Genomic DNA, 12,809 nt, shown 5'->3' on the forward strand with positions numbered 1-12,809 from the left:
GACATTTACTGACCGAAGGAAGGAAGCCTATGGCCACGGCACAGGTATTAGCGTTCATGCAAAAGACCGCTGAAGACGCCCAACTGCGGGATGAATTAGAAAAACTGCTGGGGGTCGGAGATGGCAACATTAGTGAGGCTGCTGAACTAGATGCCGAGGAGCTGGCGGCGCTGCGGGGGGAAATGGCGCCGAAAGTCGTGGATTTTGCCAGTCAGCATGGGTTTGAATTTTCCACCGCTGAGCTCATTCAGGTGGTTGATTCCTTTGCCCAGCACCAAGCAGGGGAAATGAGTGATGAGGAGTTTTCAGGCATTTTAGGTGTTCCAGTGAACAGGGATCACACTGACCACAAAACTAGAGTAGCCAATCCGCTCCAGCGCCTCGCCCGTTATCTGAGCAAAACCTATCTGGGTATTGGTGCGGATGAGGAGAGCGAATAAGGCTCAACAGCTCTCAGCAAAGCTACGGCCGGCCCGTCGGAACATTCGTCTGTGGTCCCAATGGCTGCTCCCAGGGTTACTGGTAAAGCGATGGCTGCTCATTAGTGCAGTCGGGGTTCTGCTTGCGAGTCTCGGCTTTGCCATTAGCATCAATCTCACCCCTATTTATTACTTCTTGCAATTTCTGGAGCAGTTCCTCCAGAGTGTGGCGCGTTTTGTACCCAGTTACATCAGTGGCCCTTTGCTGCTCCTTGGGGGGTTGGCACTGATTGCTTGGGGGTATGCACGCACCCTGGGTTCCATTACAGAAGTGCTGTTGCCAGAAGACGATAAAGCCCTGGTGGAGCGACTCCTCACCTATCGGCGCCTGGGGCGAGGACCGAAGATTGTTGCCATTGGGGGTGGGACGGGGCTGTCAACCCTCCTGCGGGGACTGAAGCTCTATAGTTCCAATATCACCGCCATTGTGACGATGGCCGATGATGGTGGCTCATCCGGGCGCCTGCGCCGGGAAATCGGGGTGCTGCCACCGGGGGATATTCGCAACTGCTTGGCGGCTTTGGCGGATGAGGAAAAAATTGTTACCGAACTGTTTCAGTACCGCTTTGAGGCGGGCGATGGCTTGGCGGGACATAGTTTTGGCAATTTGTTTCTGACGGCAATGACCAATATCACCGGGGATCTGGAGCGGGCGATCGCCACCAGTTCAGCCGTCCTGGCCATTCGCGGTCAAGTGTTGCCAGCCACCCTAACAGATATGACCCTTTGGGCACGTCTTGCCGATGGTCGCCTGGTTCATGGAGAATCCAACATCACAGCTGCCCGAGGCAAAATTATCGAAATTGGCTGCTCGCCCCCAGCCCCCAAAGCCCTGCCCCGCGCCATTCAAGCCCTCCGTGACGCCGACTACATTATTCTTGGCCCCGGCAGTCTCTACACCAGTATCATTCCCAATCTCTTGGTGCCTGAGATTGCCCAAGCCCTCGCAGAACGCCAGTGCCCCTGTGTGTATGTCTGCAACATTATGACGCAGCCGGGGGAAACCGATGGCTACACCGTTGGTGACCATGTGCGTGCTCTTGACGCCGTTACGGGCGATCGCCTGTTCGATGCCGTGCTGGTGCAAAAATATCCCCCCAGTGCCGCTCACCTTGAACGCTATGGGCAGCAGGGCAGTACCGTTGTGGCCATTGATCGGGAAGAACTCGCTCGCCAAAACTGCCGGCTGATCCTTGCGGATGTCATGGATGAATCCACACCCACCGTGCGCCATCATTCGCAAAAGTTAGCGGCGATTCTGATGCGCTGGTATCAGCGGGTGCGATCGCTCTAGCCTTGTGCCCTGGGAAGGTGATCCCTAATAATAGAACCGTTGCCCTTGGGTCTGTGGCCTGCCATGTCCTTGGAACTGCTGCGATCGCTGGTGTGGATGGATTACCGCCTTGCGGTGCTCTTTACCGTGGTTATTCCCTTGATCTTGCTGCTGTGGTCAACGATTCAAAACGTGCCAGCCATTACCCAACTCCTGATTATCTACTGGCGAGTCTCTAGTCTGTTGGCAATTACCGTGTATCTGATGATGCCACAGTGGCCAGTGGCCTACGTCACAGGATGGATGGCCTTGGTGTTGATTCCCATTAGTCTCTGGTTTTGGGTGGATCTCAATGAAGAAATTAGCGATCGCCAAGATTTGATTGGTCAGGTCTTTAGTAGCTGGCGCTGGGGGGTAACCCTCTACTGTGTTCTTGCCGCCATTGCTCAGGCCTTTTATCTGCGCTGTGGGTTTGTTGCTGGCGCCGTTCAGACTCCCAGCTGCCAAGTCTGGCTCGAGCCCCCTCTGATGTTCAAAGAGATTTTCCATGCCCAAGCCCGCGCTGGTACCCTTGGCTTCTTTGCGGCAGTTGCCCTGATCATCTATATGCTCTATCTCAGCTACTTTGTGTTTGTGCGCTTACCTAAGCAGGGGCGATCGGCCACGGGGCTATAGCCTATGCCGCTGCCACGCATTCTTGAACCCGAGGTCATGGAGACGCCAGAAACCGCCGCTGCCTATGATGCGATGGATTTTACTGCCGTTAATACTGCCTTCTGTGACGATTTAGCCGCAGTCTTACCCAGAGTTGACCAACCTCTCAAGGTTTTGGATGTGGGGACGGGCAACGGCCGAATTCTACAACTGCTGCACCAACGCTACCCCCATTGGCAACTGACAGGGATTGACCTCAGTCCAGCCATGCTGGCGATCGCCCGCCACCACAGTCCACAACTGAACTTTATTGAAGGGGATGCCAAAACTTTGCCCTTTGCCGCCGCCAGCTTTGATGTGGTCATCAGCAATAGCCTTGTCCACCACCTCGCCGATCCTCAACCTGCCCTAGGGGAAATGCTGCGGGTGCTCCGTCCCCAGGGCACCCTATTTATTCGCGATCTCTGTCGTCCGCAAACGCTGGCAGAACTGCGAGCCTTGGTTGAGCAATATGCTGGCCAAGACACCCCTCAACAGCAAAAACTTTTTGCTGACTCCCTCCATGCGGCACTGACCCTAAGGGAAATGCGGCATCTCTTGAGAACATTGCCGCAGTCGCCGCAGCGGTGGCAAGCCATCCTCACCTCCGATCGCCATTGGACGGTCGTGGCGCAGCGCTAATGAACCAACGGCAATACTTTATGGCTTTGTTGCCCAATGCTAAAATTCAGGCTGACGTGACCTGCCTCAAGCAGTATTGTTGCGATCGCTACCAAACCCAAGCAGCACTGCGCTCTCCCCCCCATGTTACCCTCTATCCCCCCTTTTGGTGGCCGGATGCGGCAGTCGCAGATCTGGAGCAAGCCCTAGAAACCTTTTCCTGCCAAGCCGCTCCAGTGGAATTAATCTTCGATGGCTTTGCTGCCTTTGCACCGCGAGTCATTTATATTCACGTGGCACCCACCCCAGCGCTAAAAGACCTCCAAGCACAGCTCATCAAAGCAGTAGTGAAGCCCCTAAAGCTTCCCCCTACGCAACGCCATCCCTTTACCCCCCACATGACGATTGCCTTTCGCGATTTAACCAAGGAGAACTTTCGCCACGCCTGGGCGGAATTTCAGAAGAAACCCTTTGCTGCCCGTTGTTGGGTATCCCACCTCACACTGCTAGTGCACAATGGCCGACGCTGGCAGGTCTATCGTGAATTTTTGTTAAGAAATCTTGCCTCTGATGCCCCTTGAAATCAATTGGCAACAGGCCAATGACTTGATTTTTGCCAACTACAGAATTATGATGCAAGGAACACTTTTCTCTCAAACTTCCTAAAATCAGAAGTAGAGCCCTTGGCCCAAGGTTGGCCCACGCTCAAAACCGTGAAAGCCGATGGGGGAGAGGATTGTTTCTCCTACTATTTTAGAACTATTTTAGAAAAGGGTTGTAAGACAATGGCTTGTCAGACAATATTCGAACCTTGGTAGCGATAAATACTTACTTAGTTTAGTTACTTTCATGCTATGGGACCTGAGGAAAGTGCTGATATGGGGGGGATACTTGTGTTTCCTGTCCTTGGGAACAACAGAGTTGAATTCAGCCCCTTCTATGATCTGAGGAATTTTGCAAAGTCAACGCATCAGCAGTAGCCCATTGCTGAGGACAAGGTTATGAAACTGGAAGATATCTACACCTTTTTCCGACAGCCACCGCCCGTTTACCTAAGTAAGGAAGTTGCCGTGTGTTATGTGCTCTATACCCTTGTGGAAAAAGGGGACTCCTATGGCACAGCACTGATTCAAGCCATTGAAAATGAATATCCCCTCTACCGCCTATCCGATACCGTTCTCTACAGCGCCCTCAAATTCCTAGAAGATGAGGGGATTATTGATGGCTATTGGAAAAAGGTCGAAGGTCGCGGGCGGCCTCGGCGAATGTACCACATTGTTGGCGAAAAGGAACAACAGGCGCGGGAACTTTCGGCGCTTTGGCTGCGCTATTTGCAGGAACATCCCCACCGTCAGGAATCATCTTAGGAGTCGAGCTGGCGCAAGCGATCGCGCACGGCTTGGATATCCTGCCACGTCAACCATTTGGGGCTGCCCGGCTCCCGCGAGTTATTGCGCAATAGATAGGCTGGATGAAAAATGGGCATACACCAGCGTCCCTGCCATTCAATCCACTGGCCACGAATTTTTGTAATTCCACGATGATCTTTCAACAATCCAGACACAGCCGTTGCCCCCGCCAGCAGAATAATGCGGGGATTGACCAAGCGAATCTGCTCTAATAAGTAGGGTATGCAGGCCGCTGCTTCAATGGGTGTTGGGACACGGTTGCCAGGGGGACGGCACTTCACAATGTTGCAGATATAGGCATCCCGCTCGCTGTCGAGATTGACCGAAGCCAGGATTTTATCGAGGAGTTGCCCCGCTTTACCGACAAAGGGGCGGCCACTTTCATCCTCTGCTTGGCCTGGCCCTTCCCCAATAATCATCAGCTTGGCAGCAGGATTACCGCGGCTGACCACCACATGGGTACGGGTGGCCGCTAAACCACAGCGTTGACACTGCTGACAATGTACCGCAAGGGCCTCCAAGTTGCGGTAGGTGCCGGCGGGAATGGGCACCTCAGCCCGTAGCGGAATTTGATCGTAGGTGGCAGGATCCAGGGGCGTCGCTGGTGCAGGTTCAGCTTCTGTGGGGCTGTCAAATAAGCTAAATTGCAACGGCTCACTCATACAAATCGTAACTTCCTGAGAACAATGTTAAAGAAACTTCACAAAAATTAGGAAAAACTTAGGACAAACTAGACCAATTTTATGGCGATCGCTAGAAGCTTAATTTATCTCACAAAAGTATTTTACAAATTAATAACTACGGCGAAACAGGTTTCCCACCGCATTGTATAAGAAATACCTGAAGGGTTTAACAACACGGCTGTTGTTTCCCAGGCCCCTCTGCGGAACAAGCCATCAGCAATCGTTAGGCCTTTCCGGCACGCCAAGAGCGTTGCACGTTTCTTAAAAGACACACCAAGGATCAGCTTGGTCGCTCTCGGGTTGCTTGGCACAGCCTTTAGGGAGTTGCTGATTAGCCTCCCTAAAAATCCTGCCTTATCTCTGTGGGTAGGAATGTCAAGAAGGTCTCACTTCTTTAATAACCTTTAAGGAGAATTGATCCATGCTAGATGCATTTGCCAAAGTTGTTGCTCAGGCCGATGCCCGGGGTGAATTCCTCACCAACGCCCAGTTCGATGCCCTGTCCAACTTGGTGAAAGAAGGCAACAAGCGTCTGGATGCTGTCAACCGCATCACCAGCAATGCCTCCACGATCGTTGCTAACGCTGCTCGTGCCCTCTTTGCAGAGCAACCCCAACTGATCCAACCCGGTGGGAATGCTTACACCAACCGTCGTATGGCTGCCTGCCTGCGCGACATGGAAATTATCTTGCGCTATGTGACCTACGCCATTTTGGCCGGTGACTCCAGCGTGCTCGATGATCGCTGCTTAAATGGTCTGCGGGAAACCTACCAAGCCCTGGGTACCCCCGGCTCCTCTGTGGCTGTGGCCATTCAGAAGATGAAGGATGCCGCGATCGCGATCGCCAATGATCCCAATGGCATCACCCCTGGCGATTGCAGCGCCCTGATGTCCGAAATCGCCGGCTACTTTGATCGTGCCGCTGCCGCTGTTGCCTAAGACACCTTAGACATTCCTTAACTTTGACCGTTCTGAACACGCACATTTTTTAGGGAGATACTTTATCCATGAAAACGCCGATTACTGAAGCTATTGCCGCCGCCGATACCCAAGGTCGTTTCCTGAGCAACACCGAACTGCAAGCGGTGGATGGTCGCTTCAAGCGCGCTGTGGCCAGCATGGAAGCTGCTCGCGCCCTGACCAACAACGCCCAGAGCTTGATTGACGGCGCAGCCCAAGCGGTGTATCAAAAATTCCCCTACACCACGACCATGCAAGGCTCTCAGTATGCCTCGACCCCCGAAGGCAAAGCCAAGTGCGCCCGTGACATCGGCTACTACCTGCGGATGGTGACCTACTGCCTCGTGGCGGGGGGCACCGGTCCGATGGACGAGTACCTGATTGCCGGCTTGTCCGAAATCAACAGCACCTTTGATCTATCGCCAAGCTGGTATATCGAAGCTCTGAAATACATCAAAGCCAACCATGGCTTGACCGGTCAAGCTGCGGTGGAAGCCAACGCCTACATCGACTACGCCATTAACGCCCTCAGCTAATAGGCGTTTCCCTTCGTTGCCCGGTGAGGTAAGCAGATGTTGTCGGCGTTGGGCTGACCCTTTGTTTACAACACCGGGCTTGTTTGTACCCTCGATATTTAGGAGTTTGTACCGTGGCTATTACTGCTGCTGCTTCGCGCTTGGGTACCTCCGCCTTCAGTGATGCTCCGCCGGTGGAGCTGCGTGCCAACTGGAGCGAGGAAGATCTGGAGACTGTCATCCGTGCCGTTTACCGCCAGGTCTTGGGCAATGACTATGTCATGGCATCGGAGCGTTTGGTGAGTGCGGAGTCACTGTTGCGCAATGGCAAAATTACCGTGCGGGAGTTTGTGCGCGCAGTGGCCAAGTCGGAACTATACAAAGAGAAGTTTCTCTACGGCAACTTTCAAACCCGTGTCATTGAACTGAACTATAAACATTTGTTGGGGCGGGCACCCTACGACGAGTCGGAAGTGATCTTCCACTTGGATCTCTACGAAAATGAGGGTTTTGATGCCGACATCGACTCCTACATTGATTCCCCTGAATATACTAATAGCTTTGGGGATTGGGTGGTGCCCTACTATCGCGGGTTTAATACCCAGCCGGGTCAGAAAACCGTCGGCTTTAACCGCATCTTCCGCCTCTATCGCGGCTATGCCAATAGCGATCGCGCCCAAGCGGAAGGCAGCATGTCCCGTTTAGCGCGGGACTTGGCCACCAACCGTGCCAATACGGTGGTGCCACCTTCCAATAGTGATACGGCCTTTGCCTACTACACCCCCAGTGCCGATGTCCCGCCACGGGCTTGCTTAGGTGGTTCCTTTGGTGAAAGTGGCCGCGTCTATCGCATTGAAGTGGCGGGGATTCGCCAGCCGGGCTATCCGGGGGTGCGCCGCAGTAGTACTGCCTTCTTGGTGCCCTATGAGCAACTGTCAGCGAAAATGCAGCAGCTGCAGCGGACGGGGGCTCGCATTATCAGTGTCAATCCTGCCTAGGAATACTTAGCGTCCTTTTGAGATTGGGAGTCAGGTGTCATGTTTGGTCAAACTGCGTCTGGAAGTGCTGCCCTTAGCCCCTCCGGCGCGCGCGTTTTCCGCTACGAGGTTGTGGGTCTGCGTCAAAACGAAGAAACCGACAGAATGGAGTTTCCAATTCGGCGCAGCGGCAGCACCTTTATTACGGTGCCCTATAACCGCATGAATGAGGAAATGCAGCGCATTACCCGCATGGGGGGCAAAATCGTTTCTATTACTCCAGTGGTTGCCTCCTAGGTAGTTGATGTCAGGAGAGGGAATGACGGCGGTCTCTGAACCGGTACAGCTTACGGTTCCCCAAATGCTGGCGCAGCTTCAGGGGACGGATACCAGTCTCCGCTACTATGCGGCGTGGTGGCTGGGGAAGTTTGGCCTAGAAACAGCAACGGCAGCGGAGCGGCAGGCGATTGTCAGCGCTTTGATTGCGGCTTTGGCCGATGAAGCTGATCGCACAGAATTGGGGGGCTACCCCCTACGGCGAAATGCAGCCCGTGCATTGGGTAAGCTCGGCGATCGCCAAGCGGTGCCGGCGTTGATTGAGTGCTTGCGCTGTGAGGATTTTTATGTCCGGGAGGCGGCAGCCATTGCCCTTGGTCAATTGGGAGATCCGCGGGCGATCGCTCCCCTACAATCGCTCCTAGAAGGCGGTGTGGCAATGGCGCGGCTTGTCCCCGGTCGCCCGCATCTGGTGCAACCAGTGGAAGCCGTCATTGAAAGCCTAGGTCACCTTGGCGCCACCGAAGCCATTGCCCTCATTGAGCCCTTCTTAGCCCATGAAATGCCGCGAGTACAATTTGCCGCTGCGCGGGCACTCTTTCAGCTGACGGGGGACGCAGTGTATGGCGATCGCCTCCTAGCTGCCCTCAACAGCGAAGATGTGCAACTGCGGCGGACAGCACTTCTGGATTTGGGAGCGATGGGGTATCTGCCGGCAGCGGAAGCTATTTTGCAGGCGGGTGTGGAGGCCAGCTTCAAGCTCATTGCCCTCCACGGCATCCTAGGACAGCAACTGCGGCAGGCTGCCCCAGCCGAACAGACCCTCTCCCTCTTTCAAGGATTGGATCAACTGCTGTGAGTGATCTCGGTGCCTATATCCATGCCGTTGAGACCGCCAGCTCTGCCTCAGCGTTGCGGGAGGCTGTGATTCAACTGGCCCAGCAAAACAGCACCGCTGCCATTCCAACGCTGATTGCCGTTTTGGGCTACAACAACCCCGCCGCTGCCCAAGCTGCTGTGGAAGGCTTGATTGCTCTTGGGGATGCTGTAGTAGAGCCGCTGTTGGCCCAGTTGGATGGGTATAACTACGGTGCCCGTGCCTATGGGGTGCGGGTTTTGGGGAGTATTGGTCATCCCGCTGCCCTGCAGGTCCTATTGGCTGCTGCGCAGTCGGATTTTGCCCCCAGTGTTCGCCGCGCCGCCACAAAGGCCTTGGGAACGCTCCGCTGGCAGTTAATCCCTGAGGAGACAGTAAGAGAGGCCCAGTTAAAGGAAGCCCTGGCGGTTCTCCAGCGCAACAGTAAAGCAGCGGATTGGGCGGTTCGCTATGCCGTGGGCGTTGCCCTTGATTATCTGCATCAGCAGGCGGCGGCCCGTGGGATTCGGGAAGCTGTGCGTTCACTCCTGAATCATTTGAGCGATCGCGACCCCGATATTGTTGTGCGTTCCCGTTGTCAACTTGCCCTCCAGAGGGACTCTCTGTCCATGCACACCTAAAAGGATTGGAAAGTTATGTCGTTACCCTTGCTGGCTGTGAAGCCTAGAACCCTTGACCAGCGGGTGGTCAGTTATGAAGTCCCCGCCGAGGATGATCCCGTCATCTACCGCCTCACCGATGCCACCGATGCCGCAGCCGTGGATGCCCTGATTTGGGCAGCCTATCGCCAGATTTTTAGCGAGCACTTAATTTTGGCCTCCTACCGTCAGCCCTTCCTAGAATCTCAACTCCGCAATCGGGCCATTTCCGTACGGGATTTTATCCGTGGCTTGGGTAAGTCGGAGGTCTATCGCGAGCAAGTGGCAGCCGTCAACTCCAATTACCGCCTTGTGGATATTTCCTTCAAGCGATTCCTTGGCCGCCCCACCTATGGCCAGCAGGAGCAAATTGCTTGGTCGATTATCCTTGCGACCCGCGGCCTAGAAGGGTTTATTGATGCCCTAGTGGACAGTGACGAGTACCAGCAAAACTTTGGTGCCGATATTGTCCCCTACCAACGGCGGCGGCGCATGGCCCGTCCTTTTAACCTCGTTAATCCCCGCTACAGCGACTACTGGCGCAACAAGGAAATCTCCCTGAGTGGCCGTTCTTACTATCAGGCGCGCTACTACGCCTCAGGGCCCCTCGACAAGCAAATTGTCCGAGGCGCAATTCCAGCTAACTTCCTTTCTATGGCGCGCTCAATTGTGGTGCCCACCCTCGATACTCAACGCCATGTGGCACGGGCAACCTCAAGTTTGGTGAAGGTTCCCAATACTGCCCAAGAACGGGATCTGCCGCCCACCCCTGTCAAACCGGTGCCTGTTGCCTTGCCCTACCGTTATTTGCCCTCTCAACCAAAGGTGTAAGCCATGACGATTCCCTTGCTGAGCTATGCCCCCAGTTCCCAAAATCAGCGGGTAGCGGGCTATGAAGTGCCCAATGAAGAAACCCCTTGGCGCTACTCCCTTGAGGATGCAGTGGATCAGTCGGATATTGATGAACTGATTTGGGCGGCCTATCGCCAAGTATTTAGTGAACACGTGGTCCTCAAGAGTACCCGCCAGCCCCATTTAGAATCACAATTGGCCAATCGCGCCATTTCGGTACGGGATTTTATTCGCGGCTTGGCCAAGTCAGAGACATTCCGCCGCTTGGTGGTGGAGACGAACTCCAACTATCGCTTGGTGGAAATTGCTCTGAAGCGGCTCCTTGGGCGCGCTCCCTACAACAAACAGGAAGAACTGGCGTGGTCTATTCGCATTGCCACCGATGGTTGGCAGAAATTTGTGGATACCCTTGTGGACAGTGATGAATACACACAAAACTTTGGCGATAACACCGTGCCCTATCAGCGTCGTCGCTACAAAGATCGCCCCTTTAATCTGGTTACTCCTCGCTATAGTGACTACTGGCGCGATAAGTTAGAGAACAGTCGCTACAAGTGGGGCGACATCCGCAACTTCCTGGAGATGGCACGATCGGTCAAGGTGACGCCCGTGCAATTCAAGCCGGTCTCCACGGCCAATGTGCAAATCCCCGATACCACGCGGCGCGATCGCCCGACTGTACCGGCCTCGATCAACCCAACGGCGAGCTTTCCGCTGCGCTAGCTATTGTTTCACTCTTTGACTTGGGAGAGATCCATGGACTTACCTCTACTCGCCTACAAGCCCACGACTCAAAACCACCGCGTCGCTAGCTTTGGCATTGCCGATCAAAACGAAGATACCCCCTATATCTATCGTCTTGAGGATGCGGCCTCCTACTCGGAAATCCGTGAGGTGATCTGGGCCTGCTATCGGCAGGTGTTTAGTGAGCATGCCACCTTGGCTTTTAACCGTCAAATCACTTTGGAATCCCAATTAGTGAACCGAGTGATTACAGTGCGGGACTTTATTCGCGGTCTGGCCAAATCAGAGCGCTTCTACAATACGGTGGTGGCCGTAAACGACAACTACCGCTTGGTGGATGTTTGCCTGCGGCGGTTCTTGGGGCGCAGTGCCTACAACGAAGAGGAAAAAATTGCTTGGTCAATTAAAATCGGCACCCTTGGCTTCTATGGCTTTGTCGATGCCCTACTCGACAGTGAGGAATACACCAATGCCTTTGGTGACTTTACGGTGCCCTACCAGCGCAAGCGGATGGAGGGACGTCCCTTTAACCTTGTGACACCGCGCTATGGTTTTGAATATCGCGACAAGGTGGGCACCACCAAGACAGATTGGCGGTTTACGCTGGAGAAATTCTACGATCGCAAGTTCCAGGAGCGGCGGCTACCGGAGGGCGACCCCCGCAAATACCGCGATTTGGCAGCAGCGATCGCGCCCAAAACTCGCTATGCCCAACAGTTGCGTGCCGCTGATATTGACTACCTTGCTAAAGTGCCCCGCCGCCGTTAAAGTGCATTGATCATTTTCCAAATGTCCTCTAGCGGTCTAGCCGTCGGTCGTCCTACTGGCGGCTTTTTCCATGGTTTTCCTTTTGAAAGCCAATCTATGGGTGTCTAGCATGGAGGTCAGTTATCCTTAACGATGGGCCATCACCTTCTCCCGTGGCTGGTAAGTGCCATTGTCACTGCCACCGTTGTGCCCGCCAGTCATCAAGTGACGACTCCACTTACAGTCAGCGTCAGTCCGGATCGCCCCGTTTTAGGAGATACGCTGGCTATTGTGATCAACGCTGCCGAAGAACCTGCGGTCGAAGTCGCGGGCAAAGCCCTGCCGGTGTTCGCCATTGGCCCACAACAATGGCGTGCTTTTGTGGCAACAACACCGCTCCAGAGACCCGGCCAACGTTCCTTAGTGGTTCGGGCAGGCAATCAAACCCGCAATCTGCTCCTTTGGGTGGGCGATCGCGCCTTTCCTGTGCAACGCATTTGGCTACCAGCGGGCAAGGACTCCCCAGGAACAGATTTTGAATTTGATCGCGTGGATGCCTTTAAGGCACTGGTCAGCCCCCAACGCCTCTGGCAAGGTGCCTTTCGCCGCCCCAATAGCGGCCCTATAACCACCCCCTACGGTGTGCGGCGGTATTACAACGGCGTTTTTGCCAAGGACTATTTCCATCGCGGTTTGGACTATGCAGGCCCCAAGGGATCAGCGGTCGTGGCTGCTCAGCGGGGACGGGTTGCTCTTGTGGGGCGAGAATCTCAAGGGTTTTTGATCCATGGCAACACCGTCGGTATTGATCATGGGCAGGGGGTGCTGACGATTTACCTGCACCTTGATCAAATCCGTGTTCAAGAGGGACAAATGGTTGAGGCAGGGGAAGTCATTGGCACTGTTGGCAATACGGGTGCTGCCACAGGCCCCCATCTCCACTGGGGACTCTATGTCAATGGCGAATGCGTCGATCCGCGATCGTGGCTGACTCAGGGGTGGCAGTAGTTGTTAGAGGAACTCAACTCCCTGCCTAGTTTAGGATCAAGAAATGGGGGATAATG

General features: G+C 54.5%; 17 protein-coding genes. 16 read left to right on the top strand and 1 reads right to left on the bottom strand.

The genetic code is table 11. The annotated features are described in order from the left end of the window. Positions 1–29 precede the first annotated feature (29 nt). The 6 genes from TLL_RS09885 (at position 30) to TLL_RS09910 (ending at position 4,433) form a co-directional block, all read left to right on the top strand. On the top strand, positions 30–440 hold the full coding sequence (locus tag TLL_RS09885) for a hypothetical protein (RefSeq protein WP_011057785.1): 411 nt from the start codon (positions 30–32) through the stop codon (positions 438–440). After that, complete coding sequence (locus tag TLL_RS09890) at positions 424–1,773, top strand: gluconeogenesis factor YvcK family protein (protein WP_164920957.1); 1,350 nt, start codon at positions 424–426, stop codon at positions 1,771–1,773. Before TLL_RS09885 ends, TLL_RS09890 begins: the two co-directional genes overlap by 17 nt. Positions 1,774–1,836: 63 nt before the next feature. Then, complete coding sequence (locus tag TLL_RS09895) at positions 1,837–2,427, top strand: DUF3177 family protein (protein ID WP_011057787.1); 591 nt, start codon at positions 1,837–1,839, stop codon at positions 2,425–2,427. Between the two features lie 3 nt (positions 2,428–2,430). Continuing rightward, a complete protein-coding gene (locus tag TLL_RS09900) occupies positions 2,431–3,087 on the top strand; it encodes a class I SAM-dependent methyltransferase (RefSeq protein WP_011057788.1) in 657 nt (218 codons plus the stop codon). Then, the gene (locus TLL_RS09905) at positions 3,087–3,647 is read left to right on the top strand and encodes a 2'-5' RNA ligase family protein (RefSeq protein ID WP_164920958.1); all 561 of its coding nucleotides are present in this window, start codon (positions 3,087–3,089) and stop codon (positions 3,645–3,647) included. The genes TLL_RS09900 and TLL_RS09905 overlap by 1 nt, the downstream gene beginning before the upstream one ends. A gap of 420 nt (positions 3,648–4,067) precedes the next feature. After that, on the top strand, positions 4,068–4,433 hold the full coding sequence (locus tag TLL_RS09910; protein ID WP_011057790.1) for a PadR family transcriptional regulator: 366 nt from the start codon (positions 4,068–4,070) through the stop codon (positions 4,431–4,433). Here TLL_RS09910 and TLL_RS09915 read toward each other — a convergent pair. Further along, positions 4,430–5,137 (bottom strand): uracil-DNA glycosylase, encoded by a 708-nt coding sequence (locus TLL_RS09915; RefSeq protein ID WP_011057791.1) that lies wholly within the window; start codon positions 5,135–5,137, stop codon positions 4,430–4,432. The two genes, TLL_RS09910 and TLL_RS09915, sit on opposite strands and share 4 nt — an antisense overlap. 442 nt (positions 5,138–5,579) lie before the next feature. On the opposite strand from TLL_RS09915, the gene TLL_RS09920 reads away from it, so the two are divergent. The 10 genes from TLL_RS09920 to TLL_RS09965 all read left to right on the top strand — a co-directional run bounded on the left by TLL_RS09920 (position 5,580) and on the right by TLL_RS09965 (position 12,753). Further along, positions 5,580–6,098 carry a phycocyanin subunit beta gene (locus TLL_RS09920; RefSeq protein ID WP_011057792.1) on the top strand — a complete coding sequence of 173 codons (519 nt, stop codon included), beginning with the start codon at positions 5,580–5,582 and terminating at the stop codon, positions 6,096–6,098. Positions 6,099–6,166: 68 nt separating this feature from the next. Next, complete coding sequence (gene cpcA, locus TLL_RS09925; RefSeq protein WP_011057793.1) at positions 6,167–6,655, top strand: phycocyanin subunit alpha; 489 nt, start codon at positions 6,167–6,169, stop codon at positions 6,653–6,655. A 113-nt stretch (positions 6,656–6,768) separates the two neighbouring features. After that, complete coding sequence (locus TLL_RS09930) at positions 6,769–7,632, top strand: phycobilisome linker polypeptide (RefSeq protein ID WP_011057794.1); 864 nt, start codon at positions 6,769–6,771, stop codon at positions 7,630–7,632. Between the two features lie 39 nt (positions 7,633–7,671). Continuing rightward, the gene (locus tag TLL_RS13080; RefSeq protein ID WP_011057795.1) at positions 7,672–7,908 is read left to right on the top strand and encodes a phycobilisome linker polypeptide; all 237 of its coding nucleotides are present in this window, start codon (positions 7,672–7,674) and stop codon (positions 7,906–7,908) included. Between the two features lie 7 nt (positions 7,909–7,915). Continuing rightward, entirely contained in the window at positions 7,916–8,746 is an 831-nt protein-coding gene (locus tag TLL_RS09940) for a HEAT repeat domain-containing protein (protein WP_011057796.1), read from the top strand. Beyond that, complete coding sequence (locus TLL_RS09945; protein WP_011057797.1) at positions 8,743–9,384, top strand: HEAT repeat domain-containing protein; 642 nt, start codon at positions 8,743–8,745, stop codon at positions 9,382–9,384. The genes TLL_RS09940 and TLL_RS09945 overlap by 4 nt, the downstream gene beginning before the upstream one ends. A gap of 15 nt (positions 9,385–9,399) precedes the next feature. Continuing rightward, entirely contained in the window at positions 9,400–10,233 is an 834-nt protein-coding gene (locus tag TLL_RS09950) for a phycobilisome rod-core linker polypeptide (RefSeq protein WP_011057798.1), read from the top strand. 3 nt (positions 10,234–10,236) lie between these two features. After that, positions 10,237–10,977 carry a phycobilisome rod-core linker polypeptide gene (locus TLL_RS09955; protein ID WP_011057799.1) on the top strand — a complete coding sequence of 247 codons (741 nt, stop codon included), beginning with the start codon at positions 10,237–10,239 and terminating at the stop codon, positions 10,975–10,977. Between the two features lie 33 nt (positions 10,978–11,010). Next, entirely contained in the window at positions 11,011–11,766 is a 756-nt protein-coding gene (locus TLL_RS09960; RefSeq protein ID WP_011057800.1) for a phycobilisome rod-core linker polypeptide, read from the top strand. 132 nt (positions 11,767–11,898) lie between these two features. After that, positions 11,899–12,753: a M23 family metallopeptidase gene (locus TLL_RS09965; protein ID WP_011057801.1), complete on the top strand. Its 855-nt coding sequence runs from the start codon at positions 11,899–11,901 to the stop codon at positions 12,751–12,753. The last annotated feature ends 56 nt before the right edge of the window (positions 12,754–12,809 follow it).

Origin of the sequence: Thermosynechococcus vestitus BP-1, from assembly GCF_000011345.1 — a bacterium.
GTDB lineage: Bacteria > Cyanobacteriota > Cyanobacteriia > Thermosynechococcales > Thermosynechococcaceae > Thermosynechococcus > Thermosynechococcus vestitus.

Coding starts and splice junctions, on each gene's coding strand:
- TLL_RS09885 (WP_011057785.1), top strand. CDS start 30: ATGGCCACGGCACAGGTATTAGCGTTCATGCAAAAGACCGCTGAAGAC.
- TLL_RS09890 (WP_164920957.1), top strand. CDS start 424: ATGAGGAGAGCGAATAAGGCTCAACAGCTCTCAGCAAAGCTACGGCCG.
- TLL_RS09895 (WP_011057787.1), top strand. CDS start 1,837: ATGTCCTTGGAACTGCTGCGATCGCTGGTGTGGATGGATTACCGCCTT.
- TLL_RS09900 (WP_011057788.1), top strand. CDS start 2,431: ATGCCGCTGCCACGCATTCTTGAACCCGAGGTCATGGAGACGCCAGAA.
- TLL_RS09905 (WP_164920958.1), top strand. CDS start 3,087: ATGAACCAACGGCAATACTTTATGGCTTTGTTGCCCAATGCTAAAATT.
- TLL_RS09910 (WP_011057790.1), top strand. CDS start 4,068: ATGAAACTGGAAGATATCTACACCTTTTTCCGACAGCCACCGCCCGTT.
- TLL_RS09915 (WP_011057791.1), bottom strand. CDS start 5,137: ATGAGTGAGCCGTTGCAATTTAGCTTATTTGACAGCCCCACAGAAGCT.
- TLL_RS09920 (WP_011057792.1), top strand. CDS start 5,580: ATGCTAGATGCATTTGCCAAAGTTGTTGCTCAGGCCGATGCCCGGGGT.
- cpcA (WP_011057793.1), top strand. CDS start 6,167: ATGAAAACGCCGATTACTGAAGCTATTGCCGCCGCCGATACCCAAGGT.
- TLL_RS13080 (WP_011057795.1), top strand. CDS start 7,672: ATGTTTGGTCAAACTGCGTCTGGAAGTGCTGCCCTTAGCCCCTCCGGC.
- TLL_RS09940 (WP_011057796.1), top strand. CDS start 7,916: ATGTCAGGAGAGGGAATGACGGCGGTCTCTGAACCGGTACAGCTTACG.
- TLL_RS09950 (WP_011057798.1), top strand. CDS start 9,400: ATGTCGTTACCCTTGCTGGCTGTGAAGCCTAGAACCCTTGACCAGCGG.
- TLL_RS09955 (WP_011057799.1), top strand. CDS start 10,237: ATGACGATTCCCTTGCTGAGCTATGCCCCCAGTTCCCAAAATCAGCGG.
- TLL_RS09960 (WP_011057800.1), top strand. CDS start 11,011: ATGGACTTACCTCTACTCGCCTACAAGCCCACGACTCAAAACCACCGC.
- TLL_RS09965 (WP_011057801.1), top strand. CDS start 11,899: ATGGGCCATCACCTTCTCCCGTGGCTGGTAAGTGCCATTGTCACTGCC.